Annotated in this window: 23 protein-coding genes, 1 pseudogene and 1 riboswitch; of the genes and pseudogenes, 20 read left to right on the top strand and 4 right to left on the bottom strand. The window is 67.3% G+C overall.

Annotated elements, in window-relative coordinates:
- Nucleotides 1–275: 275 nt before the first annotated feature.
- Together LXM94_RS13000 and LXM94_RS12995 are read right to left on the bottom strand one after the other, a co-directional pair.
- Entirely contained in the window at nucleotides 276–1,274 is a 999-nt protein-coding gene (locus LXM94_RS13000; RefSeq protein WP_235771901.1) for an ABC transporter substrate-binding protein, read from the bottom strand.
- Nucleotides 1,275–2,026: 752 nt separating this feature from the next.
- Nucleotides 2,027–2,218: a hypothetical protein gene (locus LXM94_RS12995; RefSeq protein WP_235771867.1), complete on the bottom strand. Its 192-nt coding sequence runs from the start codon at nucleotides 2,216–2,218 to the stop codon at nucleotides 2,027–2,029.
- Nucleotides 2,219–2,416: 198 nt separating this feature from the next.
- On the opposite strand from LXM94_RS12995, the gene LXM94_RS12990 reads away from it, so the two are divergent.
- From LXM94_RS12990 to cobO, 9 genes are all read left to right on the top strand, one after another.
- Nucleotides 2,417–3,892, top strand: coding sequence for a cobyric acid synthase (locus LXM94_RS12990; RefSeq protein WP_235771866.1), 1,476 nt, complete (start codon nucleotides 2,417–2,419; stop codon nucleotides 3,890–3,892).
- Nucleotides 3,893–4,051: 159 nt separating this feature from the next.
- The gene (locus LXM94_RS12985; RefSeq protein WP_235771864.1) at nucleotides 4,052–5,689 is read left to right on the top strand and encodes a peptidoglycan-binding domain-containing protein; all 1,638 of its coding nucleotides are present in this window, start codon (nucleotides 4,052–4,054) and stop codon (nucleotides 5,687–5,689) included.
- A 97-nt stretch (nucleotides 5,690–5,786) separates the two neighbouring features.
- A riboswitch (cobalamin riboswitch) is annotated at nucleotides 5,787–6,150 on the top strand.
- A gap of 48 nt (nucleotides 6,151–6,198) precedes the next feature.
- A complete protein-coding gene (locus LXM94_RS12980) occupies nucleotides 6,199–6,375 on the top strand; it encodes a CbtB domain-containing protein (protein ID WP_235771861.1) in 177 nt (58 codons plus the stop codon).
- Between the two features lie 12 nt (nucleotides 6,376–6,387).
- Nucleotides 6,388–7,170, top strand: a complete 783-nt coding sequence (locus LXM94_RS12975) for a CbtA family protein (protein WP_235771860.1) — start codon at nucleotides 6,388–6,390, stop codon at nucleotides 7,168–7,170.
- A complete protein-coding gene (gene cobU, locus LXM94_RS12970; RefSeq protein WP_235771859.1) occupies nucleotides 7,170–7,694 on the top strand; it encodes a bifunctional adenosylcobinamide kinase/adenosylcobinamide-phosphate guanylyltransferase in 525 nt (174 codons plus the stop codon). The genes LXM94_RS12975 and cobU overlap by 1 nt, the downstream gene beginning before the upstream one ends.
- Before the next feature lie 4 nt (nucleotides 7,695–7,698).
- Complete coding sequence (gene cobW / locus LXM94_RS12965) at nucleotides 7,699–8,748, top strand: cobalamin biosynthesis protein CobW (RefSeq protein WP_235771858.1); 1,050 nt, start codon at nucleotides 7,699–7,701, stop codon at nucleotides 8,746–8,748.
- A 249-nt stretch (nucleotides 8,749–8,997) separates the two neighbouring features.
- On the top strand, nucleotides 8,998–12,963 hold the full coding sequence (gene cobN, locus LXM94_RS12960) for a cobaltochelatase subunit CobN (RefSeq protein ID WP_235771857.1): 3,966 nt from the start codon (nucleotides 8,998–9,000) through the stop codon (nucleotides 12,961–12,963).
- Nucleotides 12,963–13,349, top strand: coding sequence for a GFA family protein (locus tag LXM94_RS12955; RefSeq protein WP_235771900.1), 387 nt, complete (start codon nucleotides 12,963–12,965; stop codon nucleotides 13,347–13,349). The genes cobN and LXM94_RS12955 overlap by 1 nt, the downstream gene beginning before the upstream one ends.
- 1 nt (nucleotide 13,350) lies before the next feature.
- Nucleotides 13,351–13,992: a cob(I)yrinic acid a,c-diamide adenosyltransferase gene (cobO, locus tag LXM94_RS12950; protein WP_235771856.1), complete on the top strand. Its 642-nt coding sequence runs from the start codon at nucleotides 13,351–13,353 to the stop codon at nucleotides 13,990–13,992.
- Between the two features lie 6 nt (nucleotides 13,993–13,998).
- On the opposite strand, the gene LXM94_RS12945 is transcribed toward cobO, so the two are convergent.
- Entirely contained in the window at nucleotides 13,999–14,784 is a 786-nt protein-coding gene (locus LXM94_RS12945) for a TSUP family transporter (protein WP_235771855.1), read from the bottom strand.
- Nucleotides 14,785–15,044: 260 nt separating this feature from the next.
- On the opposite strand from LXM94_RS12945, the gene LXM94_RS12940 reads away from it, so the two are divergent.
- From LXM94_RS12940 to LXM94_RS12910, 7 genes are all read left to right on the top strand, one after another.
- Nucleotides 15,045–16,121, top strand: a complete 1,077-nt coding sequence (locus tag LXM94_RS12940; RefSeq protein WP_235771853.1) for a serine hydrolase domain-containing protein — start codon at nucleotides 15,045–15,047, stop codon at nucleotides 16,119–16,121.
- Between the two features lie 232 nt (nucleotides 16,122–16,353).
- Nucleotides 16,354–16,842, top strand: coding sequence for a cobalamin biosynthesis protein (locus tag LXM94_RS12935; RefSeq protein WP_408015639.1), 489 nt, complete (start codon nucleotides 16,354–16,356; stop codon nucleotides 16,840–16,842).
- Nucleotides 16,842–17,684 (top strand): uroporphyrinogen-III C-methyltransferase, encoded by an 843-nt coding sequence (gene cobA, locus LXM94_RS12930; RefSeq protein ID WP_235771851.1) that lies wholly within the window; start codon nucleotides 16,842–16,844, stop codon nucleotides 17,682–17,684. The genes LXM94_RS12935 and cobA overlap by 1 nt, the downstream gene beginning before the upstream one ends.
- Nucleotides 17,681–18,982 carry a cobyrinate a,c-diamide synthase gene (locus LXM94_RS12925; RefSeq protein ID WP_235771849.1) on the top strand — a complete coding sequence of 434 codons (1,302 nt, stop codon included), beginning with the start codon at nucleotides 17,681–17,683 and terminating at the stop codon, nucleotides 18,980–18,982. Before cobA ends, LXM94_RS12925 begins: the two co-directional genes overlap by 4 nt.
- Nucleotides 18,979–19,992 carry a threonine-phosphate decarboxylase CobD gene (gene cobD / locus LXM94_RS12920; RefSeq protein ID WP_235771847.1) on the top strand — a complete coding sequence of 338 codons (1,014 nt, stop codon included), beginning with the start codon at nucleotides 18,979–18,981 and terminating at the stop codon, nucleotides 19,990–19,992. Before LXM94_RS12925 ends, cobD begins: the two co-directional genes overlap by 4 nt.
- A complete protein-coding gene (cbiB, locus tag LXM94_RS12915; RefSeq protein WP_235771845.1) occupies nucleotides 19,989–20,969 on the top strand; it encodes an adenosylcobinamide-phosphate synthase CbiB in 981 nt (326 codons plus the stop codon). The genes cobD and cbiB overlap by 4 nt, the downstream gene beginning before the upstream one ends.
- Nucleotides 20,970–21,113: 144 nt before the next feature.
- Complete coding sequence (locus LXM94_RS12910; RefSeq protein ID WP_235771844.1) at nucleotides 21,114–21,542, top strand: L,D-transpeptidase; 429 nt, start codon at nucleotides 21,114–21,116, stop codon at nucleotides 21,540–21,542.
- A 15-nt stretch (nucleotides 21,543–21,557) separates the two neighbouring features.
- Here the strand turns inward: LXM94_RS12910 and LXM94_RS12905 are convergent, their stop codons facing one another.
- Nucleotides 21,558–22,286, bottom strand: a complete 729-nt coding sequence (locus tag LXM94_RS12905; protein WP_235771842.1) for a Crp/Fnr family transcriptional regulator — start codon at nucleotides 22,284–22,286, stop codon at nucleotides 21,558–21,560.
- A gap of 213 nt (nucleotides 22,287–22,499) precedes the next feature.
- Between LXM94_RS12905 and hemN the strand changes: the two genes are divergently transcribed.
- The 4 genes and pseudogenes from hemN to LXM94_RS12885 form a co-directional block, all read left to right on the top strand.
- Nucleotides 22,500–23,849 carry an oxygen-independent coproporphyrinogen III oxidase gene (gene hemN, locus LXM94_RS12900; RefSeq protein ID WP_235771840.1) on the top strand — a complete coding sequence of 450 codons (1,350 nt, stop codon included), beginning with the start codon at nucleotides 22,500–22,502 and terminating at the stop codon, nucleotides 23,847–23,849.
- Nucleotides 23,850–24,015: 166 nt separating this feature from the next.
- Entirely contained in the window at nucleotides 24,016–24,294 is a 279-nt protein-coding gene (locus tag LXM94_RS12895; protein WP_235771839.1) for an acyl carrier protein, read from the top strand.
- Between the two features lie 135 nt (nucleotides 24,295–24,429).
- Nucleotides 24,430–24,912, top strand: coding sequence for a 3-hydroxyacyl-ACP dehydratase FabZ family protein (locus LXM94_RS12890; RefSeq protein ID WP_235771838.1), 483 nt, complete (start codon nucleotides 24,430–24,432; stop codon nucleotides 24,910–24,912).
- 2 nt (nucleotides 24,913–24,914) lie between these two features.
- A pseudogene (locus tag LXM94_RS12885) lies at nucleotides 24,915–25,165 on the top strand (beta-ketoacyl-ACP synthase); the annotation flags it as partial.

The following is a 25,165-nucleotide window of genomic DNA, read 5'->3' as shown; positions in this document are numbered from 1 at the left end:
CGTTGTCCCCTTTATTGTACCGGAAGTTGTCTGCCTCTCTCGGCCACGGGGCGACGTGCCACCGTGGCGCGAAGACGCGCACACTGGGTTCGTTGTTGTTTTTTCCCGGCTTGCAGTCCTGTCATTGACACGATCCGCAGCTTCACAATGTACTGTTTGCGACTTTTTGCCGTTTCTTGGGCTTTCCGCGCGTATAGCGCCGGCCGCCGTCTATCGTCTCATCGCAGAACGACAATTGGCAGCGGACGTGCCGCTGCCAATGTTGCGCAGGTTCGTCAGAGCGCGGCCTTGACCTTCTCGGCAACGTCCGGGGCGACCCACTTGGTCCACATATCCTGGTAGTTCTCGAGGAAATGCTTGGCGGCGTCCTCGTTCGTGCCCTGATTCTCATCCATCCAGGCGAGAACCTTGCCGACCGTGCCGTTGTCCCACTGGCGCGTCTTCATATAGTCCATGGCGACGCCTGCCTTCTCGGAGAAGGATTTCGTCACGACGGTGAAGACGTCGGAGGTGGGATAGGCGTTGACGGCCGGATCCGGGCAGTCCGGCACGGCGGTGCAGGCGTCCCAGTTGGCCTTGTCGTGTTCGACGCCGAAGGAGAGCTTCACCATCTCGTACTTGCCGAGGATCGCCGTCGGCGCCCAGTAATAGCCGAGCCAGCCGGTCTGCTTCTCGAATGCGTTGGCGATCGAGCCGTCGAGGCCGGCGGCCGAGCCGGTGTCCACCAGTTCGAAATTGGCCTCGTCCGCCTTGAGCGCACGGTAGAGGTTGGCGGTCGAAACCTGGCAGTTCCAGCCCGACGGGCAGTTGTGCACGGCCCCCTTCGACGCGTCTTCCGGCGCGGGGAAGAGATCGGGATGCTTGAGCGCGTCCTGAACCGTCTTGATGTCCGGATGCTTGTCGGCGAGGAACTTCGGGATCCACCAGCCTTCAACGCCGCCTTCCGAGAGCAGCGGAGCGAGCTGGATCAGGCGGCCTTCCGAGATTGCGGCGTCGAGCGCCGTGCGCACGGAATTCACCCAGAACTCGGGGGCGACGTCCGGTTCGCCCTTCTCGTTCATCGACGTAAAGGTCGGCATCGTGTCGCCGGTGACGAGCGTGACCGTGCAGCCGTAGCCGTTTTCCAGGATGAGCTTGTCGACATGGGCGGCGACGCCGGCCGAGGCCCAGTTCATTTCCGCGATCGATACCGACCCGCAGTCCTCGGCCTGTGCCGAACCGGCAAAGGCAAAGAGACCAGCGGCGAGGATGCTTGAAGCGAAGAGCTTCGTCATGGTCATAAGACCTCCCAGTCTTAGGTGCAGCGTTGAATCTGGAGGGGCTGGACGGGCTACTGCGATCCCCGTCCGCCCAATGGTTTAACCGGGCAGGTCAGGGGGCTCGTACCGGGTCAGGCAAGCCGACCCCCTGCTTGCAGCGACGGCGAGCTTCTTGTTGTCCTTCGGCGGAACCCTGTCGCCGGCTGACCTCGTCTCGTCACGGGGCCTAGCGTAAGGGTTCCGGTCAGGAAATCAACCTCCGGCGCCGGATGAAGCCGGGCGGATGCCGCCTCCGGGGCGCCGCCCGGCGGTGGTTCGCGTGCGTTCGGACCTCATTCGGAGGGCAAAAATTGAGCTTTTGCCCATCTACAGGCAAATGTGCGTTTGAAGGAACGAGACGCCGAAAAGATGGTGGCTCGGGAGGGACGCAAACTGTCCTGATTGCGGCGTTCGGAGCGCAGAGAAGATTTTTTATTTTTTTGATAAAAAAGCGCAATTCACCAATGTTTAAGCTCTCAATAACGATCCGGTAAGGATGTAGGCGCTAATTGTTTCCTCGCGGCAGGGACATGCCGACAGCTCCGGGTCAGGTCTCGCGTACCGGAGCGGAACCATCCCGGACGCGTATTGTCCGGGCAAGCCATGCGTATTTTGGCAAGCCGCGCGCCTTCCGGGGGCGCGCGGCTTTCGCGTTCAAGGTGTCTTTCGCGCAAGAAAAAGGCGCCGCTCCAGCCGGAGGCGGCGCCGCTTCAAAGCCGGGTCGACGATCAGCCGACGCTGCGGGTGCGCACGAAGCCGAGCGGGCCGAACGGTGCGTCCTGCACGAGGTTGCGCACGCGCGACTGGTGGCGCGGGGCCTCGCCGTTCCAGGCGATCTGTACGAAATTCGGTTTGCTGAAGATGAACAGCATGGTCGTTTCCTCGAAATGCGGGATCTTCTGCGATCCCGTCTGTTGCATGGCGCCGATATACGCTTCGCAGCGGTATTTTCCACGATGGTTGCCGGCATGGAATGTCGCAAACGGGACGGTGGCATCGCCAAGTCCGGGGAGGCCTGTCCGCGGCGCCTGGATCGTGGCGACATCCTTGCCGCAACGCGGCAAAAATGCGGCGTTTAGAACTCTTTGCGCGGAAGCGGCGCAGTGCTACGGAAAGCCATGACACGCAAAATCATGTTGCAGGGAACCGGCTCCGATGTCGGAAAAACGGTATTGGTGGCGGGCCTCTGCCGCATCGCCGCGAACCGCGGCCTCACGGTCCGTCCGTTCAAGCCGCAGAACATGTCCAACAACGCGGCCGTGGCGGCGGATGGGGGAGAGGTCGGCCGCGCGCAGTGGCTGCAGTCCATGGCCGCCCGCGTTCCGTCCTCCGTCCACATGAATCCTGTCCTGCTGAAGCCACAGTCGGACGTCGGCAGCCAGGTCATCGTGCAGGGCCGGGTTTATGGGCAGGCGAAGGGCAGGGACTACCAGGCGCTCAAGCCGACGCTGCTTGCTGCAGTGATGGAGAGCTTCGAGACGGTCTCGGCGGGAGCGGATCTCGTCGTGGTCGAGGGGGCGGGCTCGCCCGCCGAGATCAATCTCAGGCCCGGCGACATCGCGAATATGGGCTTTGCGCGTGCCGCCGGCGTACCGGTCGTCCTCGTCGGCGACATCGACCGCGGCGGCGTCATCGCGTCGCTGGTCGGCACGCACACGATCCTCGACGCCGGCGACCGGGCGATGATCGAAGGCTACATCATCAACAAGTTCCGGGGCGACGTCTCGCTTTTCGACGACGGCATCACGGCGATCGCCGGGTTCACCGGCTGGCCCTGCCGCGGCGTCGTGCCCTGGCTGTCCGACGTCCGCCGTCTGCCGGCCGAAGATTCGGTCGTGCTCGAGCGTCTCGCGTCCGGCGGGCAGGGCGCGCTCAAGATCGCGGTCCCGGTCCTGCCGCGCATCGCCAATTTCGACGATCTCGATCCGCTGGCGGCAGAGCCCGATGTCGACCTCGTCTTCGTCCGGCCGGGCGAGCGCCTGCCCGCCGATGCGGGCCTCGTCGTGCTGCCCGGTTCGAAATCGACCATCGCGGACCTGAAGGATTTCCGCCTGCAGGGCTGGGACGGCGATCTCGACGCGCATATGCGCCGGGGCGGGCGGGTCATCGGCATCTGCGGCGGATACCAGATGCTCGGGCGCCGCGTCTGCGATCCGCTCGGCATCGAAGGGGCGGAGCGGGAGGTCGAGGGGCTCGGCCTGCTCGACGTCATGACGGTCATGGCGCCGGAGAAGACGGTGCGCAACTCGTCCGCCTGGTCGGTAACCTACGATGCGCCGCTGGACGGATACGAGATCCATCTCGGCGTCACATCCGGGCCGGACTGCGCCAGGCCGCCCGTCACGATCGACGGCCGGCCCGATGGTGCGACCTCGGCCGACGGACGCGCGAGCGGCACCTATCTTCACGGGCTGATGGGGAGCGACGCCTACCGGCGCCGGCTTCTCGAAAGCTTCGGTATAAAGGGCGGCGGTTTCGACTATCGCCGCTCGGTCGACGAAGCGCTGGACGGCGTGGCGGGGCAGCTGGAGGCGGCGCTCGACGCGCGCTGGCTCGAGGCGTTGCTGGCGCCGCACCGCGGCGCGCTCGATTAAACGGCCGGCGCCGTGCGTCATACCCTCGTCGCCGGCAGCGGACCGTTGCTACGTTTCGTTACGAAAGCACCAAAGTTGTGCCTGAATCCGGTGGATAAAGAGAAGATGACCGGCGCGCGCAGGATGCGCGGCGCGGACCACGCGAAAAGGACATTCACGATGCCTAGTGCACGTCTTGGCAAATTGGGAATTGCTGGCCTGGTGGGTCTCGCGCTCGTCGCGGCGCCGGGCGCCTTCGCCCAGGAGGCCGGCAAGGCGAGCGGCCAGATCGGCAGCGCGGCGAAGAAGTGGGAGGCGGAATTCTCCCTCTGGCAGAAGGTTTCGGCCGGCAGCGACATCGCGGCCTACGAGGGTTATCTCAAGGACTATCCGAACGGCACCTTCGCGTCCATGGCACGCCTGAGGCTCGCCGAGCTGAAAGCCGCCGAGACGGCCGCCGCCAAAAAGACCGGCGAGGCCGCGGCCGCCGATGAGGCGGCGAAGGAGCGGGCCGCCAAGGGGCTCGACGTCGCCGTGTCGCCGGATGCCGGCAAATCTGAGACGCAGCCGGCAGCAACCGCCGGAGAGACCGCGGCAGAGGCGGAGGCCGCCAAGGCGAAGGCCGAGCAGGAGGCCGCGAAGCTGAAGGCCGAGGCCGACGCGGAGAAGGCGCGCGCCGAACAGGCTGCCGCCGAGGCGGCCAAGGCCGAACAGGAGGCGGCCCGGCTGAAGGCGGAGGCGGAACAGGCCGAGAAGGCCCGCGCGGAGCAGGCCGCGGCGGAAAAGGCCAAGGCGGACGCTGCCGAAGCGGCGCGGCTGAAGGCCGAGGCGGACGCCGCCGAAAAGGCAAAGACCGAGCAGGCGGCCGCCGAAAAGGCCAGGGCCGAGGAAGAGGCCGCCCGCCTGAAGGCCGAGGCCGAAGCGGCCGAGAAAGCGAAGGCAGAGCAGGCGGCGGCCGAACAGGCAAAGGCCGAGGAAGAGGCTGCCCGCCTGAAGGCCGAGGCCGAGGCTGCCGAGAAAGCGAAGACCGAACAGGCCGCGGCGGAAGCCGAAAAGGCGCGGCTTGCCGAGGAAGCTGCGGCGGCCGAGAAGGCGAAGGCGGATGGGGCCGCGCAGGCCGAGCGTCTGCGCGCCGATGAGGCTGCCGAAGCCGAACGCAAGCGTGCCGAAGAGGCGGCGGCCGCCGACAAGGCGGAGGCCGACGAGGAGGCACGGCTCGCCGAAGCCGAGCGCGACAGTTTCGACAAGGCGGTCCTCGACGGTTCCCAGGCGGCGTTCGAGGCGCATCTCAAGGCCTTTCCGAAGGGGCGTTTCTCAGCGGAGGCCGAAAAGCGGCTGTCGGCGCTTGCCGCGCGGAGCAATGACGGCGGGACGGCGGAGGGCGACGAGACCGGCGACGACGTCGTCGCCGAGGAGGCCGTTCCGGAACGCAAGCGCGTCGAGGTTCTGCCCGACAGCCGTGAGGCCTATCTGCAGCAGCGCTCGCGTATCCAGGCGCAGCGCTGGCTGAGCGCACTCGGCTACCGGACGAATGGGATCGACGGCGTCTTCGGGCCACGCACCCGCGCTGCCATCTCCGCCTGGCAGTCCTCGCAGGGCTACCGGGCCGACGGCTATCTGACGCGTCCGCAGTTCCAGGCGCTGCGGGAGGCCGGCCAGTTCGCGACGGCCCGCTACCGCGAACGCGTGCGGCCGCGCGAGCGCGTCTATTACGACGACGGCTACCGGGTCTACGAGGGACCGGTGGACGGCTACTACTATGACGGCCCGGTCTACTACGGCCGGGGCGACGTCATCATCAGCGGTCCGGGCTATTGACCGCCACGCTTCCGCTGTCTGCAATCCGGCTGACGTCGGATTGCGGACAGCGGGCGGCGCTGCCCGTCGATTGACTTCCGGGAAGCCGAGGCATAATCATCAACGTTCATTGGATGGTTCGCCGTTCCGGAAGCGGAGGGGCGAGTAAATGGGAACGTGACGAGGTGGACCCAACCAGGGCGCTTCAATCACGGCCGACCCCGCGACTGTAGAGTGGCGAGGGCATTCCGTCCGGTTGTCGTCGAGCGCGGAAAGCGGAAGCATGGTGCTTTTGCTTCCGGGCAGGCCGGCCTCCGGAGAAGCCACTGGGTGGCATCGTGATGAGCCGGGGCCGGACGCCTCTTTTTCTACGAATCGTCCGCCTCTTCACGATGTCGCGGCCCGGGAAGGTGAGGGAGCCCGCGGGCGCTGACGCGCCTGACGCCGCGAGCCAGGAGACCTGCCGGCCAGTGAAGGGCAATTGTGCCCGACCTTTGGGGAATGTCCCCGCTGCCTGCACGGAGGTTGTCATGGCTGCGTCTGCTACGTCTTCTGTTATCCTTTCATCCAGCGATCGTGTCGTCGCCGGTCTCGCCGCTCTGCTGATCGGCGCCTTCCTGGTGTTCGGTGCCGGCCTTGCGAACTCGGCCGTGCTGCACGACACCGCGCACGACACCCGGCACTCCTACGGCTTTCCCTGCCACTAAGGAGTTTCCGACATGATCACGCGCTATCTCCTGGCCGCCCTGGTGGCCGGGCTGTTTTCCGGCGTGCTGATGACGGCCGCCCAGGAAGCCCGCGTCATTCCGCTCATCCTGCATGCGGAAGAATACGAAGGCGGCGGCGAAGAAACGCCCGCTGCGGATGGTGCGACGCAAACCGAGACGCATGAGCACTCGTCGCTCGATCTCGGAGCCGCGATCGTCGACCTGGCCGCCGTGTTTTCGCCGGTGACACCCGCCTATGCCCACGAGGGCGAGCATGGCGAAGAAGCGGGCGGCATCCTGTTCGGCATGGGCCGCTTCACCGGCACGCTGCTTGCCAACCTCGTCACCGGAACCGGCTTTGCGCTCCTGCTCGCCGGTGTCAGCCTCGTGTCCGGCCATGCCATCACGGTCTCGAACGGTGCGCTCTGGGGTGCCGCCGGCTGGCTCGCGGTCCACATGCTGCCGGCGATCGGCCTGCCGCCGGAACTGCCGGGTTTTCCGGCCGCCGAACTCGGTGACCGTCAGGTCTGGTGGGGGGCTACCGTCATGCTTTCGGCGGCGGGGCTCTATCTCCTGTGCCTGAAGGACGGGCCGATCGCCAAGGTTGCAGGCATCGTGCTGATCGCAGCTCCTCAGGTCTATGGCGCGCCGCAGCCGTCCGACATCGCCAGCAACGTGCCGGCGGTGCTCGGCGCCGAGTTCGCGGTGGCCGCTCTTGCGACGACGCTGTTCTTCTGGATCGTGCTCGGTCTTTCGCTTGGCTTTGCCAACGAGAAAGTCGCCAAGGCCGCCTGATGACATCGATACCCTCCGGAACGGTCCTGGTTCTGGGCGGTGCGCGTTCCGGAAAATCCGCCTTCGCCGAGAGGCTGGTCGCCGAGACCGGCCTCCCGCGCCATTACATCGCCACCGGCCGCGCCTTCGACGACGAGATGCGGGACCGCATCGCGAAGCACCGGGAGGATCGCGGTGGCGGCTGGGAAACGCACGAAGAGCCCCTGGCGCTGGCGGAGACCATAACCGCTGTCGCGCGTCACGACCGGGCGGTGCTCGTCGACTGCCTGACGCTCTGGGTCACCAACCTGATGTTGGAGGAGCGGGAGATGGCCGATGCCTTTGCCGGACTGTCGAAAGCCATTCAGGCGGCGCCGGGACGCATCGTGCTCGTCTCCAACGAGGTCGGGCTCGGCATCGTGCCGGACAACCGCATGGCACGCGCATTCCGCGACCACGCCGGCCGGCTGCACCAGCAGATCGCCGCCGTCGTACCTGAAGTCTATTTCGTGGCGGCCGGACTGCCGCTGAAAATGAAGGGTTGAACCCATGCTGCAACAGAAAATCCCCGCCACCGTCATCACCGGCTTCCTCGGCGCCGGCAAGACGACGATGATCCGCAACCTGCTGATGAACGCCAACGGCAAGCGCATCGCGCTGATCATCAACGAGTTCGGCGACCTCGGCGTCGACGGCGACGTGCTGAAGGGCTGCGGTGCCGAGGCCTGCAGCGAGGACGACATCATCGAGCTCACCAACGGCTGCATCTGCTGCACCGTCGCCGACGATTTCATCCCGACCATGTCGAAGCTGCTCGAGCGCGAGAACCGGCCGGACCATATCGTCATCGAGACATCGGGCCTTGCCCTGCCGCAGCCGCTGGTCGCCGCCTTCAACTGGCCGGAGATCAGGACGCAGGTGACGGTCGACGGCGTCATCACGGTCGTCGACAGTGCCGCCGTCGCCGCCGGCCGCTTCGCCGACGACCATGACAGGGTCGATGCGCTGCGCGTTACGGACGACAACCTCGACCACGAGAGCCCGCTGGAGGAACTCTTCGAGGACCAGCTCACCGCCGCCGACCTCATCATCCTCAACAAGGCCGACCTGATCGACGCCGCGGGCATCCAGTCGGTGCGTGACGAGGTCGCCTCGCGCATCGCCCGCAAGCCGTCGATGATCGAGGCGCGGAACGGCGAGGTCGCCGCCGCCATCCTGCTCGGCCTCGGCGTCGGCACGGAAGGCGACATCGCCAATCGCAAGTCGCACCACGAACTGGAGCACGAGAACGGCGAGGAGCACGACCACGACGAGTTCGACAGCTTCGTCGTCGATCTCGGCCCGATCGCCGCGCCGGCTGCCTTCGTCGAGCGCCTGAAGGGCGTGATCGCCGAACACGACGTGCTGCGCGTCAAGGGCTTCGCCGACGTGCCCGGCAAGCCGCTCCGCCTGCTCATCCAGGCCGTCGGCAGCCGCATCGACCACTATTTCGAGCGCGCCTGGACGCCCGCCGAGACCCGCGGCACCCGCCTCGTCGTCATCGGCCTGCACGACATGGACGAGCAGGCCGTGCGCGCGGCGATTTCGGCGGCGGTGTGAGCGAGGGGTGACGGTGGTGCGCTGGCCCATTCCCTTAGTTGCGGGAAGCCTGCAACGGGCTCCCTTCTCCCCCCTTGCGGGGGAGATGTCACCGGAGGTGGCAGAGGGGGGTGGTGCAGCGATCTCTTCGCTAGCCGATGGACCTGGGTACCTGCCGATCCACCCCCCTCTGTCGGTCCTGCCGACATCTCCCCCGCAAGGGGGGAGAGGGGTGCCCGCGGTTGCCGCTTCACAAACAGGAGGCGCCCGATGCATCTCCTGCTAGCCCAGAAGGGCACCATTGCCGAGGGCAGCGAGGCGATCGACCTCGGCCAGACGCCGGGCGACATCCTGTTCCTCTCCGCGGCCGACACCGAGCTTGCCGCCGTCGCAGCAGCACACAGGTCGCGCAATTCACAGACGCGGCTGCGGCTTGCCAGCCTCGCCACCCTGTCGCATCCGATGTCGGTCGATACCTATATCGAGCGCACCGCCCGCCACGCGAAACTGATCGTCATCCGCGCGCTCGGCGGCGCCAGCTATTTCCGCTACGTGCTCGAGGCCCTGCTGGCGACGGCGGTCGAAAACGGCGTCAGCCTCGTGGCGCTGCCGGGCGACGACCGGCCGGACGAGGGGCTCGTGCCCTTCAACCGCATCGACGACGAGGACCGCCGGCAGCTCTGGGCCTATCTCAACGAGGCTGGCGCCGACAATGCCGGGCGCTTCCTCGCCTATGCCGACGCGCTGGTCTTCGGCGGTGCGAAGCCGGAACCGGCGGCACCGCTGGACAAGGCCGGCATCTGGTGGCCGGGGCGGGGCGTGGTCGCCGTCGAGGACTGGCAGACGCTGGCGGCCGGCGCGATCGCTTCCGACGAGACCTCGGCAGCAACAGGGAAGGCCGATGGCGACGATGTGCCATTGTCCGCTCCCGACGACGCCGATGAGCCGGAACGGTGCGGCGGGCCTAACCCTCCCCCTTGTGGGGAGGGTCGGAGCGAAGCGGAGGGGAGGGGTTTCCTTGCTGAACCGTCTCTTCCCCTCCCCAACCCCTCCCCACAAGGGGGAGGGTCTTCGGCAACCGCCGCCATCTGCTTCTACCGCGCCTATGTCCAGAGCGGCGAGACGCGGCCGGTCGAGATGATGATCGCGGCGCTGGCGGCAGAAGGTATCCGCGCGCTGCCGGTCTTCGTCTCCAGCCTCAAGGAACCGGCCTCCATGGCACTGGTGCGCGCGGCCTTTGCCTTCGTCGCGCCCGAGGTCGTGCTGAACGCCACCAGCTTCGCCGTCTCCGCGCCCGGCGCCGACCGCAAACCGACCGTGCTCGACGAGACCGGCGCGCCGGTGCTGCAGATGATCTTCTCCGGCTCGTCGCGCGCCGCCTGGCAGGCGTCGGGGCAAGGGCTGACGGCGCGCGATCTCGGCATGAACGTGTCGCTGCCGGAGGTCGATGGCCGCGTGCTCTCCCGCGCCGTCTCCTTCAAGGCGGCGGCCCGCTATGACGAGCGCGTCGAGGCCAACATCGTCGGTCTCGATCCGGTCGAAGACCGCATCCGCTTCGTGGCAAGGCTTGCCGCCGGCTGGGCGCGGCTGCGGCGCGCGAAGCCTGCCGAGCGCCGCATCGCCCTCGTCATGGCGAACTATCCGAACCGCGACGGCCGCCTCGGCAACGGCGTCGGCCTCGATACGCCGGCCGGCACGATGGAGGTGCTTCATGCGCTGGCTGCGGAGGGCTATCCGGTCGTGGGTCTGCCGGCCGACGGCGATGCGCTGATCGCCCATCTGATGGCCGGGCCGACCAATGCGGCAAGCGACGGGCGGGATATCCGCGAGACGCTTTCGCTGAGTCATTACAAGAGCTTCTTCGCCACGCTTCCCGCTCAGATTCAGGATGAGGTTGCCGCCCGCTGGGGCGCGCCGGAAGACGACCCGTTCGTCCTGGGCGACCTCTTCGCGCTGCCGCTCGCCCGCTTCGGCGATACGCTGGTCGGCATCCAGCCGGCGCGCGGCTACAATATCGATCCGAAGGACACCTACCATTCGCCGGACCTCGTGCCGCCGCACGGCTATCTCGCCTTCTATGCTTTCCTGCGCCAGCATTACGGGGCGCATGCCATCGTGCACATGGGCAAACACGGCAATCTCGAATGGCTGCCGGGCAAGGCGCTGGCGCTGTCGGAAACCTGCTATCCGGAAGCCGTCTTCGGCGCCGTGCCGCATCTCTATCCCTTCATCGTCAACGATCCGGGCGAGGGCACGCAGGCCAAGCGCCGCTCTGCCGCCGTCATCATCGACCACCTGACGCCGCCGCTGACGCGTGCCGAGACCTACGGGCCGCTGAAGGACCTCGAGGCGCTGGTCGACGAATATTACGAGGCCTCCGGCGGCGACCCGCGGCGCATCCGGCTGCTCTCGAAGCAGATCCTCGACCTCGTGCGCGACACCGGCCTCGACAGCGACGCGGGCATCGCCAGGACCGACGGCGAGGCGGCGGCGCTGCAAAAGCTCGACGCCTATCTCTGCGACCTCAAGGAAATGCAGATCCGCGACGGCCTGCACGTCTTCGGCGTTTCGCCTGAGGGACGGTTGCTGACCGACCTGACGGTGGCGCTCGCCCGCGTCCCGCGCGGCCTCGGCGAGGGCGGCGAGGCGAGCCTGCAACGGGCGATCGCCGCGGATGCGCTCCTCTTCCCCCTTGCAGGGGCGGCTGCCTTCGACCCGCTCGATTGTGTCGCCTCCGATCCCTGGGCCGGGCCGCGTCCCGAGATCCTTGTCGCCCAATCCGACGCGCCCTGGCGCAGCAAGGGCGACACCGTGGAGCGCATCGAACTGCTTGCCGCCCGGCTGGTGGACGGTACCGTTGCCTGCCCGGACTGCTGGATCGCCACCCGCGCGGTTCTCGACACGATCGACACGACCATCCGCCCCGCCATCGCCGCCTGCGGCCCGGCGGAGATCGCGGCGCTGCTGCGCGGTCTCGACGGGCGGTTCATCGAACCCGGCCCCTCCGGCGCGCCGACGCGCGGACGGCCGGACGTGCTGCCGACGGGGCGCAATTTCTATTCGGTCGACAGCCGCGCCGTGCCGACGCCGGCCGCCTGGGAACTCGGCAAGAAATCGGCCGAACTCGTCGTGACCCGCTATGCGCAGGATCACGGCGAATGGCCGACCTCCTTCGGCATCACCGCCTGGGGCACGTCGAACATGCGCACCGGCGGCGACGACATCGCGCAGGCGATGGCGCTGATCGGCGTCAAGCCGACATGGGACATGGCATCGCGCCGCGTCACCGGCTACGAGATCGTGCCCACCGCGATGCTGCGCCACCCGCGCGTCGACGTGACGCTCCGGATTTCCGGCTTCTTCCGCGACGCCTTCCCGGAACAGATCGCGCTGTTCGACCGCGCGGTGCGCGCCGTCGGCGCGCTCGACGAGGACGATGCGGACAACCCGATCGCCGCGCGCATGCGGGCGGAAGCCGCAGCGCTGGCGGCCAAAGGCGCTTCCGAGGCGGAGGCCGCCAAGCAGGCCGGATTCCGCATCTTCGGCACGAAATCCGGCGGCTATGGCGCAGGCCTCCAGACGATGATCGACGAAGGGCTGTGGGAAGACCGCGGCGATCTCGCCGAAGCCTGGCTCGCCTGGGGCGCCTTCGCCTATGACGGCGACAGCGACGGCGTGCCGATGCGCGAACGGCTGGAAGTCCGCATGAAAAGCCTTCAGGCCGTCGTGCAAAACCAGGACAGCCGCGAGCACGACCTGCTGGACAGCGACGAATATTACCAGTTCGAGGGTGGCATGGCCGCGGCTGCGGAGCATCTGTCGGGCCGTCAGCCCGTTGTCTACCACAACGACCTGTCGCGGCCGGAAAGGCCGGTGGTGCGCACGCTGGAGGACGAGATCGGCCGCGTCGTGCGCGCCCGCGTCGTCAATCCGAAGTGGATCGACGGCGTCATGCGCCATGGCTACAAGGGCGCCTTCGAGATCGCCGCGACGGTCGATTTCATGTTCGCCTTCGCCGCGACGACCGGCGCCGTCAAGGACCACCATTTCGAGGCCGCCTACCAGGCCTATCTGCTCGACGAGCGCGTGCGTGCCTTTCTCATGGAGAAGAATCCTGCAGCACTTGCCGAGATGGCGGCGCGCTTCGCCGAGGCGATCGACCGCAGGCTCTGGACACCGCGGTCGAATTCGGCACGCTATGAGCTCGACACGATCGGCAAGAGGAGGGCATCGTGATGCAGCTTTCCGGCCGCTGCCTGTGCAGGGCGCTGACCTTCAAGGTTTCCGGCGAGATCATCCGCACCGGCCATTGCCATTGCGAGAGCTGCCGGCGGGCGACGTCCTCGCCGGTCACGACTTTTCTCTGCGCCGCGACGGATGACGTGACGTTTTCCGGCGAGACGCTCCGCCACTACGCCTCGTCGCCGGGTGTCCGCCGCGGCTTCTGCGGCAATTGCGGTTCGCCGATGAGCTTCGAGACGGAGACGCGGCCGGGCGAGATCGATCTTTACGTCGCCGCCCTCGACGACGCCACCGGCGTCGGGATCACCCAGCACTGGTATTGGAACGAGCGGGTCGCCTTTCTGCACTGCGAGGACGACCTGCCGAAACGGGAAGACTGACATGAGCGAGAACCATGACGAAACCGCCGGCATGAGCGAAGCCGAACTTGCCCGCCACGCCGAGAAGATGGCGAAGAAGAAACATGCGCGCGAAAAAATCATGGCGACGAAGACCGACGAGAAGGGTCTCGTCATCGTCCATACCGGCAAGGGCAAGGGCAAGTCGACCGCCGGCTTCGGCATGATCTTCCGCCACATCGCGCACAAGAAACCCTGCGCCGTCGTGCAGTTCATCAAGGGCGCCTGGGCGACCGGCGAGCGCGACCTGATCGAGGCGCATTTCTCCGACATCTGCCAGTTCTATACGCTGGGCGAGGGGTTCACCTGGGAGACGCAGGACCGCGCCCGCGACATCGCCATGGCGAGGACAGCCTGGGAAAAGGCGAAGGAACTGATCCGCGACGAGCGCAATTCCATGGTGCTGCTCGACGAGATCAACATCGCGCTGCGCTACGACTATATCGACGTTGCCGAGGTCATCGATTTCCTGAAGACCGAGAAGCCCCACATGACGCATGTCGTGCTGACCGGCCGCAACGCCAAGGAAGAGCTGATCGAGATCGCCGACCTTGCGACCGAAATGGAATTGCTGAAGCATCCGTTCCGCTCCGGCATCAAGGCGCAGGTCGGGGTGGAGTTCTAGGCGACCTCAGAAGCCCATCCACAGCCGAAGCGGATGGGCCGGATCCCACATCAGCCGCACCGCGAGCGCCATGCAGGTGACAACCAGCAGCGGCTTGATGACCTTCGCGCCGATCGTCATGGCGAGCCTGGAACCGAGCTGCGCCCCGAGGAACTGGCCGGCGCCCATGACGAGGCCGACCTTCCACAGCACGACGCCGTAGCCGAGGAAGACGATGAAGGCACCGATATTCGAGCCGAAGTTCAGGAGCTTCGTATGGGCCGTCGCCTTCAGCACGCCGAAGCCGGCGAGCGAGACAAAGGCGAGCATGAAGAAGGAGCCGGTGCCGGGGCCGAAGACGCCGTCATAGAAGCCGATCAGCGGCACGATCGTCACGGTGAACAGGAAGACGCTCATGCGACGGTGCTTGTCGACGTCGCCGATATTGGGTTTCAGGCCGAAATAGAGCGCGATGCCGACGAGCAGGAAGGGCAGCACGGCCTTCAGCACGTCGCCGGGCACGACGGTCGCCAGCACGGCGCCGAGCGCCGCGCCAAGAGCCGAGAGCGCCGCCATCGGCAACTGTTCGCCGAGCCTTACGTGGCCGGCCCGCGCATAGGCGATCGTCGCCGAGCCGGAACCGAACAGCGACTGCAGCTTGTTGGTGCCCAGTGTTTCGAGGGGCGGAATGCCGGCGAGCAGCATGGCGGGAATGGTGATCATGCCGCCGCCGCCGGCGATGGAATCGATGAAACCGGCGAGGAATGCGGCGAGAAAAAGCAGGAGAAGCAGGTGGAGGGCGATGTCGGTCACGGGGAGGTCCGAAGCGATGCGATGTCCGTCCTTTTGTCAGAGGCTGCCGCAAAAGGCAAAGGGTTGCGCCCGTCTGTCAGGCTCGGCGGAGGGTGGAAGGCGGCGACAGGCTCCGCAAGTGCATTGCCACGGTGGAAGGACCGCGCAAGCGCCATCAAACGGCGGGGGTGCATCTCATAGTATCGGATATGCCGGTCGGTCCCGGGCTTGAGGCACGGGCACATCCTTGTCGTGGCATTCGGAGCAGCGGAGAAAGACAGATGCCGACATCCCCCATGACGTCCATCGGCGAAGACTGGCGCGTGACGCCGCCGGAGGCGGCCGGCTTTTTTCCGACGCTCGGGCGCAAACTCGCGGCCGGTATCGAATCGGGCCTGCTGCATCATCTTCATGCCGTTCTCGTCAGCCGCGAGGGCGAGCTTGTGCTTGAGCATTACGAGCAGGGGCGCGACGAGAACTGGGGCATGCCGCTCGGCGAAGTCGCCTTCGGCGCGGAGACGCTCCACGACCTGCGCTCGGTCACGAAGAGCGTGGTCGGTCTGCTCTACGGCATCGCGCTCGACCGGGGCCTCGTGCCGGCACCCGACGCGCCGCTTGTCGCACAGTTTCCGGACTATCCCGATCTGCAGGCCGATCCTCTGCGGCAGCGCCTGACGATCGACCATGCGCTCACCATGACGCTCGGGCTTGAATGGGACGAGAACCGGTCCTACGCCGATCCGCTGAACAGCGAGATCGCCATGGAGCAGGCGGCCGACCGCTGCCGCTTCGCGCTGGATCGTCCGGTGGTGGAGGAGCCGGGCCGGCGCTGGATCTATTCCGGCGGTGCGGTCGCTCTCCTCGGCGCGATTATCGAACGGGGAACCGGGTGCAGCCTTCCCGACTTCGCGCGCGACGCCCTCTTCGCGCCGCTCGGCATCCCGATCTTCGAGTGGTCGCGCGGGCGGGACGGCGTCGCCTCCGCCGCCTCGGGCCTGAGGCTCAGCGCCCGCGATCTGCTGCGTATCGGCGGGCTCGTGCTCGGCAAGGGCCTCTTCGCCGGACGGCGCGTCGTCTCCGAGCGCTGGATCGGACAATCGCTGACACCGTCCGTGGCGCTCGAGGACGGACTTGGCTATGGCCGGCTCTGGTTCACGGCCGAAGCGCCCGTGCCGGCGCTCGGTGGCAGCCGGCGCTGGGCGGCGGGATTCGGCAATGGCGGCCAGCGGCTCTGGCTGATGCCCGATGCGGATCTGGCGACGGTGGTCTTCTCCGGAAACTACAATGCGCCCGATGCCTGGGTGTCGCCGACCCGCGTCTGGCGGGAGATCGTGCTTGCCAATCTCGTTCGTGCCTGAAGTCCCGCTGTGCCGCAACCGGCGCGGCATCTGCCGCAAACCGGTTTGACCCCCGACAGGCGCTCCGATAAACAGGACGGACATGCGACGGTGCCCGCGGACGCGGGCCGAAAGGTGTCCGGCGGGCCGACCCATCCAGGGGGCTTCAGCCGGAACTGTCGGGGATGGGGCCGTGTCAGGTCCTGCGCTTCGCATGCGGTTCTGGCGAGGGCGCAACATGGCGATGCCGATCATGAAGAGCGAGAAGGCCGGCAGGCCGCTGGTGGTGGGCCTCGGCTGCGAACGCGGCACGGCGCCGGACGAAGTCCTCAAGCTTGTCGAGACGGCAATTCGCGCAGGCGGCCTTGAGGGCCGCGACATTGCGCTTGTCGCCTCGCTCGACACCCGTGCGGCGGAGCCTGCCATGCTCTCGGTCGCCCGCCGCTTCTCCGTTCCCTTCACGGTTTTCGACGCCGCGCGGCTGGAGGCCGAGACGCCGCGGCTGGCCAGTCCGTCCGCCGTCGTCTTCGCCCATACCGGCTGCCACGGCGTTGCCGAGGCGGCGGCGCTTGCGGCCGTGGGCGCGGCGGGGCGGCTCGTCGTGCCGAAGACGAAATCCGCCCATGCCACGGCGGCGATCGCCGAATCCCTTCAGGCCGTTGCGGCCCTGTCCTCGCAAACCGATTCCGGTTCCTCATGCGATGAATCCGCTCCGGCTGTCTCCCGGGAGGCCACGGTCTGATGGACGCGCTGTTCGACACCCTGCCCACCCTCGACGAGGGCACCGTCTGGCTCGTCGGCGCCGGGCCGGGCGATCCGGGCCTGCTCACCCTCCACGCGGTCAACGCGCTGCGGCAGGCGGACGTCATCGTGCACGATGCGCTGGTCGACGAGGCGTGCCTGCGGCTGGCGCGGCCCGACGCCGAACTCGAATTTGCGGGAAAACGCGGCGGCAAGCCGTCCGCCAGACAGCGCGACATCTCGCTGCGCCTCGTCGATCTGGCGCGGGCGGGAAAACGTGTGCTGCGGCTGAAGGGCGGCGATCCGTTCGTCTTCGGCCGGGGCGGCGAGGAGGCGCTGACGCTTGTCGAACACGGCATCCCCTTCCGCATCGTGCCGGGCATCACCGCCGGCATCGGCGGCCTTTCCTATGCGGGCATCCCGGTGACGCATCGCGAGGTGAACCATGCCGTGACCTTTCTCACCGGCCACGATTCCTCCGGCGTCGTGCCGGACCGCATCGACTGGCGCGGCGTTGCCGCCGGCTCGCCGGTCATCGTCATGTACATGGCAATGAAGCATATCGGCCAGATCGCCGCCAATCTCATCGGCGCCGGCCGCTCCTCGGACGAGCCGGTGGCCTTCGTCTGCGACGCCGCGACGCCCCGGCAGCGCGTGCTGGAGACGACGCTCGGGCGCGCCGAGGCGGATGTGCTTGCCTCCGGGCTCGAACCGCCGGCGGTCGTCGTCGTCGGCGAGGTCGTGCGGTTGCGGGCCTCGCTCGACTGGCTGGGGGCGCTGACCGCGGGCAGGGTGCTTGCGGCCGATCCCTTCGGCTCCCGTTCCCTCAAGGATCCGGCGTGAGCGGCTTTCTGATCGCCGCCCCCGCGTCGGGCTCGGGCAAGACGACGGTGACGCTCGGGCTGCTCCGGCTTCTCGCCGACCGCGGCCTTGCCGTCGCGTCCGGCAAGGCCGGGCCGGATTTCATCGACCCGGCCTTCCACGCCGCGGCGACGCGCGGGACCTGCATCAACCTCGATCCCTGGGCGATGCGGCCCAGTTTGCTGTCGGCGCTCGCGGCCGCGGAGCCCGAAGCCTTGCTGCTGGTCGAGGCGATGATGGGCCTGCATGACGGGGCGGCCGACGGCCGCGGCACGCCGGCCGATCTCGCCGCCATGCTCGGCCTGCCGGTCGTGCTCGTCGTCGACTGCGCGAAGCTCTCCCAGTCGGTCGCGGCGATCGCGCACGGCTATGCCTCGCTGCGGTCCGACATCACCGTCGCCGGCCTCATCCTCAACCGGGTCGCCAGCGCACGCCACGAGGCGATGCTGCGCGGCGCGCTCGACCGCCTCGGCATGCCGGTGCTGGGCATCGTGCCGTGCGACACCGCCCTTGCCCTGCCGGAGCGTCATCTCGGTCTCGTGCAGGCGGCCGAACACGGCGGCCTCGAATCCTTTATCGCCGGCGCCGCGCGCATCATGGCGGAAACCTGCGACGTCGAGGCCTTGCTGGCGGTGGCGGCCACTGCCGCTCCGCAGTCTTCGGCGGCTCCGGTCCGCCGGATGCCGCCACCCGGACAGGTGGTCGCCGTCGCGCGCGACACGGCCTTCGCCTTCGCCTACGAGCATTTGCTGGAGGGCTGGCGGCGCCAGGGGGCGGAAATCGTGCCCTTTTCGCCGCTCGCCGACGAGGCGCCGGCGCTGCGGGCGGACGCGGTGTATCTGCCGGGCGGTTATCCGGAACTCCATGCCTGCACCCTTGCCAATGCCGCCCGGTTCGGCGCAGCGATGCACGCGGCCGCCGGACGCGGCGCGCGCATCTATGGGGAGTGTGGCGGCTACATGGTGCTGGGGGAGGGGCTGATCGCCGCCGACGGGACACGGCACGCGATGCTCGGATTGCTGCCGCTCGTGACGAGCTTCGCCGAGCGTCGCCGGCATCTCGGCTATCGCCGGCTGCGGCCGCGGCCCGGCAGCGGTTTTGCCGGCCTCCTCAACGCGCATGAGTTCCACTATTCGACGATCGTCAGCGAGGGGGCCGCGGAGCGGGTCTTCGACACGTGCGATTCGGAGGGCAACGACCTCGGTGCAGCCGGATTGCGGTGCGGCACGGTGATCGGCTCCTACATGCATCTGATCGACCTTTCGGGAGACGACGCATGAGTGAGGAACCGATCGCCCATGGCGGCGGTGTCACCGCGGCCGCGTCCCGCTACGGCGGCCGGGCGGCGGACTGGCTGGATCTGTCGACCGGCATCAATCCCTGCCCGCCGGCGCTGCCGGCGATCGAAATGGCTGCCTGGCACCGGCTGCCGGACAGCGACCTCGTCGCGGCGGCGCGGGCCGCCGCCGGGCGCTTCTACGGCTGCGGCACATGCCTGCCGCTTCCAGTACCGGGAACCCAGTCGGTGATCCAGTTGCTGCCGGGCGTCATTCCCGCCGCCCGGCGTGTGGCCGTGCTCTCGCCGACCTATGGCGAATATGCCCGGGTTTTCGCCAATGCCGGCTTCGAGGTCGACCGGATCGGCAGTCTGGACGGGATCGGGCCGCAGCACGGCCTCGCGGTCGTCGTCAATCCCAACAATCCCGACGGCCAAGTGCATTGTCGCGAGGACCTTCTGGCCCTTGCCGCGCGCCTGCACGGCGGCGGCGGCCTCCTTGTCGTCGATGAAGCTTTCGCCGATGCCGAGCCGCAGCAGACGCTGGCCGCCGAGGCGGGGCGGGTTCCGGGGCTCGTCGTCTTCCGCTCCTTCGGGAAATTCTTCGGCCTCGCGGGTCTGCGCCTCGGCTTCGTGCTGGCGGAGGCGGCGCTGCTCGACCGCTTCGCCGACCGGCTCGGTCCCTGGGCCGTGTCGGGTCCGGCGCTGTCGGTCGCGGCATCGCTCTTCGCACGGGGGCGTGACGGGATCGCGGTGCGGATCCGGGAGCGAAAGCAGGCGCTGGATGACGTTCTTGCGCAGCAGGGTCTGGCCATTGCCGGTGGTTCGGCGCTCTTCTCCCTCGTGCGCCACGACGACGCGCACGGCCTGCAGGAGGCGCTCTGCCGTCGTCATATTCTCGTGCGCCGCTTCGACTATGACCGCACCTGGCTGCGTTTCGGCCTTGCGCCGGACGAGAGAGGGGACGCGCGGCTTGCCGCCGCGCTGTCGGAGATCGGAGGGTCGGGCAGATGAGCATTGCTCTTGCCGTGCTGTTCGTTGCGCTCGCCATCGACCGGGTGGTGGGTGACCCGCCGGGCCTTTGGCGGAGGGTGCCGCATCCGGTCGTGCTCTTCGGGCGTGCGATCTCGGCGCTCGACCGCGCCTTCAACCGCAAACGCATGCCGCCCGACACGCGGCGCTTCAACGGAACCGCCTCGATCGTCGTATTGCTCGCGGGCTCGGCGCTTGCCGGCTATTTGCTGCATGCGCTCCTCGCGCCGCTCGGCGCCCTCGGGTTCCTCGCGGAAGCAGTGGTCGTCGCGGTCTTTCTTGCGCAGAAGAGTCTGCACGACCATGTCCGCGCGGTGGCGAGGGGTCTCCGGCGCGGCGGGCTCGACGGCGGGCGGGCCGCCGTCGCGATGATCGTCGGCCGCGACCCGGCGACGCTCGACGAACCCGCGGTCTGTCGCGCGGCGATCGAGAGTCTCGCGGAAAACTTCTCCGACGGCGTCGTCGCGCCGGCGCTCTGGTATGCGATCGCCGGCCTGCCGGGGCTTTTCGCCTACAAGATGCTGAACACGGCGGATTCGATGATCGGCCACAAGACGCCGAAACACATCGATTTCGGCAGGTCATCCGCCCGGCTGGACGACCTCGCCAACCTTCCCGCTGCCCGGCTTTCCGTGCTTTTGATCGCCGCCGGGGCATGGCTCCGCTTCGGCCGGTCCTCCGCCCGGCGCGCCGTCGGCGTCGCCCTGCGCGACAGCGGCCTGCACCGTTCGCCGAATTCCGGCTGGCCGGAGGCCGCCATGGCCGGTGCGCTCGGTCTAGGCCTTGCGGGTCCGCGCGTCTATGCCGGCGTGCGCGTCGAAGAGCCGATGATCAACGCGTCCGCGTCGCGCATCGCATCGGTCGCCGACATCGATCGGGCGCTCGCCGTCTTTCGGAATGCCTGCGGAGCGCTCGCCGTTGTTTGCGCCCTGGTCTTCGTCCTGGCAAAAATGCTTTGAGCGACCTGCAGCCCGATCGGAAATTTACCGTTCCGACAGGTTTCGTCGGACGATCCTTTCATTTCCATTGTCATATTCGGTTCTTTGCAGCATCCTTCTCGTCGGGGAAGCAGTAAATCTGGATAGAATACGGAGAGGGAGCCGATGCGCGCAGCATTGTTGGCGGCGACAGCCGCCGTTTGCAGTTTTTTTCTACCTTTGACGGCAAATGCAGCGAACCTTGTCGCGAAGATCGACCTGTCGTCGCAGACGATGACGGTCACGCAGAACGGCATCGTGAAACATCGCTGGACAGTGTCGACGGCACGCAAGGGCTACAGGACGCCCATCGGCGCCTGGACGGCCAAATGGGCGTCCAAGCATCATCGGTCGCGCAAATATGACAATGCGCCGATGCCCTTCGCCATCTTCTTCCACGGTGGCTACGCGGTGCATGCGACGTATGACCTGAAACGGCTCGGCCGGCCGGCCTCGCACGGCTGCATCCGCCTGCATCCCGAAAATGCCGCGACTTTTTTCTCGCTTGCGAACCGCAACGGACTCGGCAACACGCGGATCGTCATCACGAACTGAACGGGATCGGCAAGCTCAGCGGTCGTTGCCGGCGAACTGCATGAGCCGGTCGAGGTCCGGGACGATGACGTGGCGGTTGTTCTCGATCGCGATGACGCCGTCCTTGCGCAGTTTGGTGAACTGTCGGCTCACCGTCTCGATGGTGAGGCCGAGGAAATCCGCGATGTCGGCGCGCGACAGCGGCAGGTCGAAGCTGCTCTTGTCGACCTCTTCGGGATCGCTGTGGGTGGCGATCAGGTAGAGGAAACTTGCGACCTTCTCCTGCGCCGATTTGCGCCCGAGGGTGAGCATCCAGTCGCGTGCCTCATCCAGTTCCTGCAGCGCCTGCCGGTGCAGCCGGTCCTTGAGGTCGGGCGCGCGGGCGGCGAGCCGGTCCATTACGCTGCGCGGAAAGTTGCAGATTTCGGCATCCGTCGCCGTCTCGGCCGACAGGGCGCTCTCGGACACGAACGGCCGGCCGAGAAAATCCGGGGCGAACTGCAGTCCCACGATCTGCTGGCGACCGTCCGCCATCATCTTGGTGAGCTTCACCACGCCGCGGATGATGTTGGCGTAGCTCGATACCGTCTCGCCCTGGCCGACGACCTCGGTGCCGGCGTCAAGACGCCGGCGGGCGGAGTATTTGTTGAGCTCGCAGAGCTCGGCCGGCGTGAGCGTGCCGCAGACGCCGCCGTGGCGCGCCTCGCAGGCTCGGCAGGCGACCGGAATTTCGGCGATATGGATGTCCATGCGTCTGACTTCCATCGACTTGCCCTTTCGGCGTTCTGGTCCCGGACCCTTCAAATCGGCACGGACTCTACCTGTTGCAGCCTGTTGTTTACAGCGTTGCTTCGCGCGGCAAAATAACGCTTCCTGTCAATTGACAAACGTTAGGGTGAATGCACCGCATTTCGCTTGATCAAAATCAATTCGTCTGACGGTCCCCCACGATAACGCTGAAAAATACAGGAGACCGCTATGGACCAGACGCTCATCGAGAGGCTTGCCACACCCGTTCCGCGTTATACCAGCTATCCGACGGCACCGCATTTCCACGACGGTGTCGGGTCGGAGACCTATGAAGACTGGCTCGCGCGGATCGACGCCGACGCAGCCCTGTCGCTCTACGCCCACGTTCCCTACTGCGATCGGCTCTGCTGGTTCTGTGCCTGCCACACCCGGCAGTCGCTGCGCTACGAACCGGTCAAGGCCTATGTCGAAGGGCTCTGCCGCGAAATCGAGCTGGTCGGCGGCCATCTTGCGGGGCGCGGCCGCGTGACGGCGCTGCATCTCGGCGGCGGCTCGCCCACCATGCTGCGGCCCGACGACATGATCGCTCTCCGACGGGAGATCGACCGCCGCTTCACCTGGGCGGAGCGGCCGGAGATCAGCGTGGAGATGGACCCGAACGACCTCGACGGAGCCCGCCACGACGCGCTTGCGGCGATCGGCCTGACACGCGCGAGCCTCGGCATCCAGGATTTCGATCCCGTCGTGCAGAAGGCGATCAACCGCCTGCAGACCTTCGAGCAGACGCGGGCGGTCGTGGAAGCATGCCGCGCCAGGGCCGTCCGCTCCGTCAATTGCGATGTGCTCTACGGCCTGCCGCACCAGACCACCGAATCGCTGGAAGCGACGATGACGGCAGTGCTGTCGCTGCGGCCCGACCGGATCGCGTTGTTCGGTTATGCGCACGTGCCCTGGATGAAGAAGCACCAGACGATGATCGACCCGGCGGCGCTGCCCTCGGTCACGGCACGCTTCGAGCAGATGCGCCACGCGGCGGGAATGCTGCTCGCCGCCGGCTACACGGCGATCGGCATCGATCATTTCGCGCTGCCCGGCGACGGCCTCGCGGCGGCGGCGCGCGGCAACCGGCTCAACCGCAATTTCCAGGGCTATACGGAGGATACGGCCGAATGCCTGATCGGGCTCGGCGCGTCAGCGATCGGCCGGGTGCCGCAGGGCTATACCCAGAACATGCCGGCGACGGGGGAATATCTGCGCAGGGTCCGGGCCGGCGTGCTGCCGACGGTTCGCGGCTATGCGCTGACGGACGAGGACCGGGCGCGCGCCTGGATCATCAGCCGCATCATGTGCGACTTCGGCTTCAGCCTGCGGGAACTCTGCACCCGGTTTCCGGATCATGCGGCGACCCTTCTCAAGGAAACGCATCAGGTCGCGGCCCGCGACCGCGACGGTCTTGTCGCCGTCGGCAACGGTCGGTTCCGACTGCGCGCTGCCGGGCGGCCCTTTGCCCGGGCCATCGCTGCGGCCTTCGACGGCTTCCTCTCCGGCGGCGGCGGGCGCCACTCGCTCGCCGTCTAAAGCGCGTCGCGGCCGGAAATCCGGCATTTCGAGGCCCTTGCCGGGCCGGATGATGTTTGCGCAACACCCTGTTGCCAAAATGCAGCAGCGGCGGAGTGCGGCCATTGGCAATTCCGCCTTATTTCCTTATAGGATCGCGCGACCCAAGATTTCATGAGGTAATAGCGTGACTGCTACATTCGACAAGGTGGCCGACATCATCGCCGAAACGAGCGAGATCGACCGTGACACGATCACTCCCGAAAGCCATACGATCGACGATCTCGGCATCGACAGCCTGGACTTCCTCGACATCGTCTTCGCGATCGACAAGGAGTTCGGCATCAAGATCCCGCTCGAGCAGTGGACGCAGGAAGTCAACGAAGGCAAGGTTTCGACGGAGGAGTATTTCGTCCTCAAGAACCTCTGCGCCAAGATCGACGAACTGCGCGCCGCCAAGGCCTGATCGCCGGGCGGCATGTCCACCCGGTCCGGATGCCGTTGCGCCGACCCATCGCGGCGCCTACATACGGACAGCACTTTGGGCCTGCCAGACCCGGCAGGCCTTTCCCTTTTCCGGTCCGCCGGAGGCCATTCTGAAATGCTGCTTGAATATTTCCAGATGATTGACCGCGTCGAGACGATCGACGCCGAGCGCAGGACGCTCACCGCCCGTTCCGTCGTCCCGGCGAAAAGCCCGGTCTTCGAGGGCCATTTTCCCGGCATGCCGCTCGTTCCGGGCGTGCTGCTGATCGAGACGATGGCGCAGGCCTCCGGCTTCCTCGTGCTCGCCGCGACCGATTTTGCCGCCATGCCCTTCCTGATGTCCGTCGACGGCGCCAAGATGCGCACCTTCGTCGAGCCGGACGCGGTGCTCGACATCGAGGCGGTGCTCGAACACGATGGCTCGGGCTATGCCGTGACGAAGGCGAGGATCACGTCGGACGGCAAGAAGGTCTGCGACGCGCAGCTCAAGTTGCGCACGATGCCTTTCGCCGAGGTGCCGCTCGCCGGGATCGTGCGCAAGCGGGCCGGCGAAGTCGGGCTGATGGATGCGATGGCCGCAACGGCCAGGGGAGCTTGAGAATGGCGAAAGCTGCAAACGACGTCGTCGTCACGGGGATCGGCATCGTGACCTGCCAGGGGGTCGGCACGGAGCCGCATCTCGCGATGCTGACGGGAGCCGAGGCGCTGCAGACGCGCGTCGACACGGAACGCTTCGCCCCCTATCCGGTGCACCCGATGCCGGAGATCGACTGGTCCCGGCAGATCGCCAAGCGCGGCGACCAGCGGCAGATGGAGAACTGGCAGCGACTCGGCGTCTTCACGGCCGGCCT

The organism is Rhizobium alarense, assembly GCF_021555155.1.
GTDB lineage: Bacteria > Pseudomonadota > Alphaproteobacteria > Rhizobiales > Rhizobiaceae > Rhizobium_D > Rhizobium_D alarense.
Note: the sequence above shows the minus strand (reverse complement) of the source record. Positions and strands in the feature narration are given on the sequence as shown.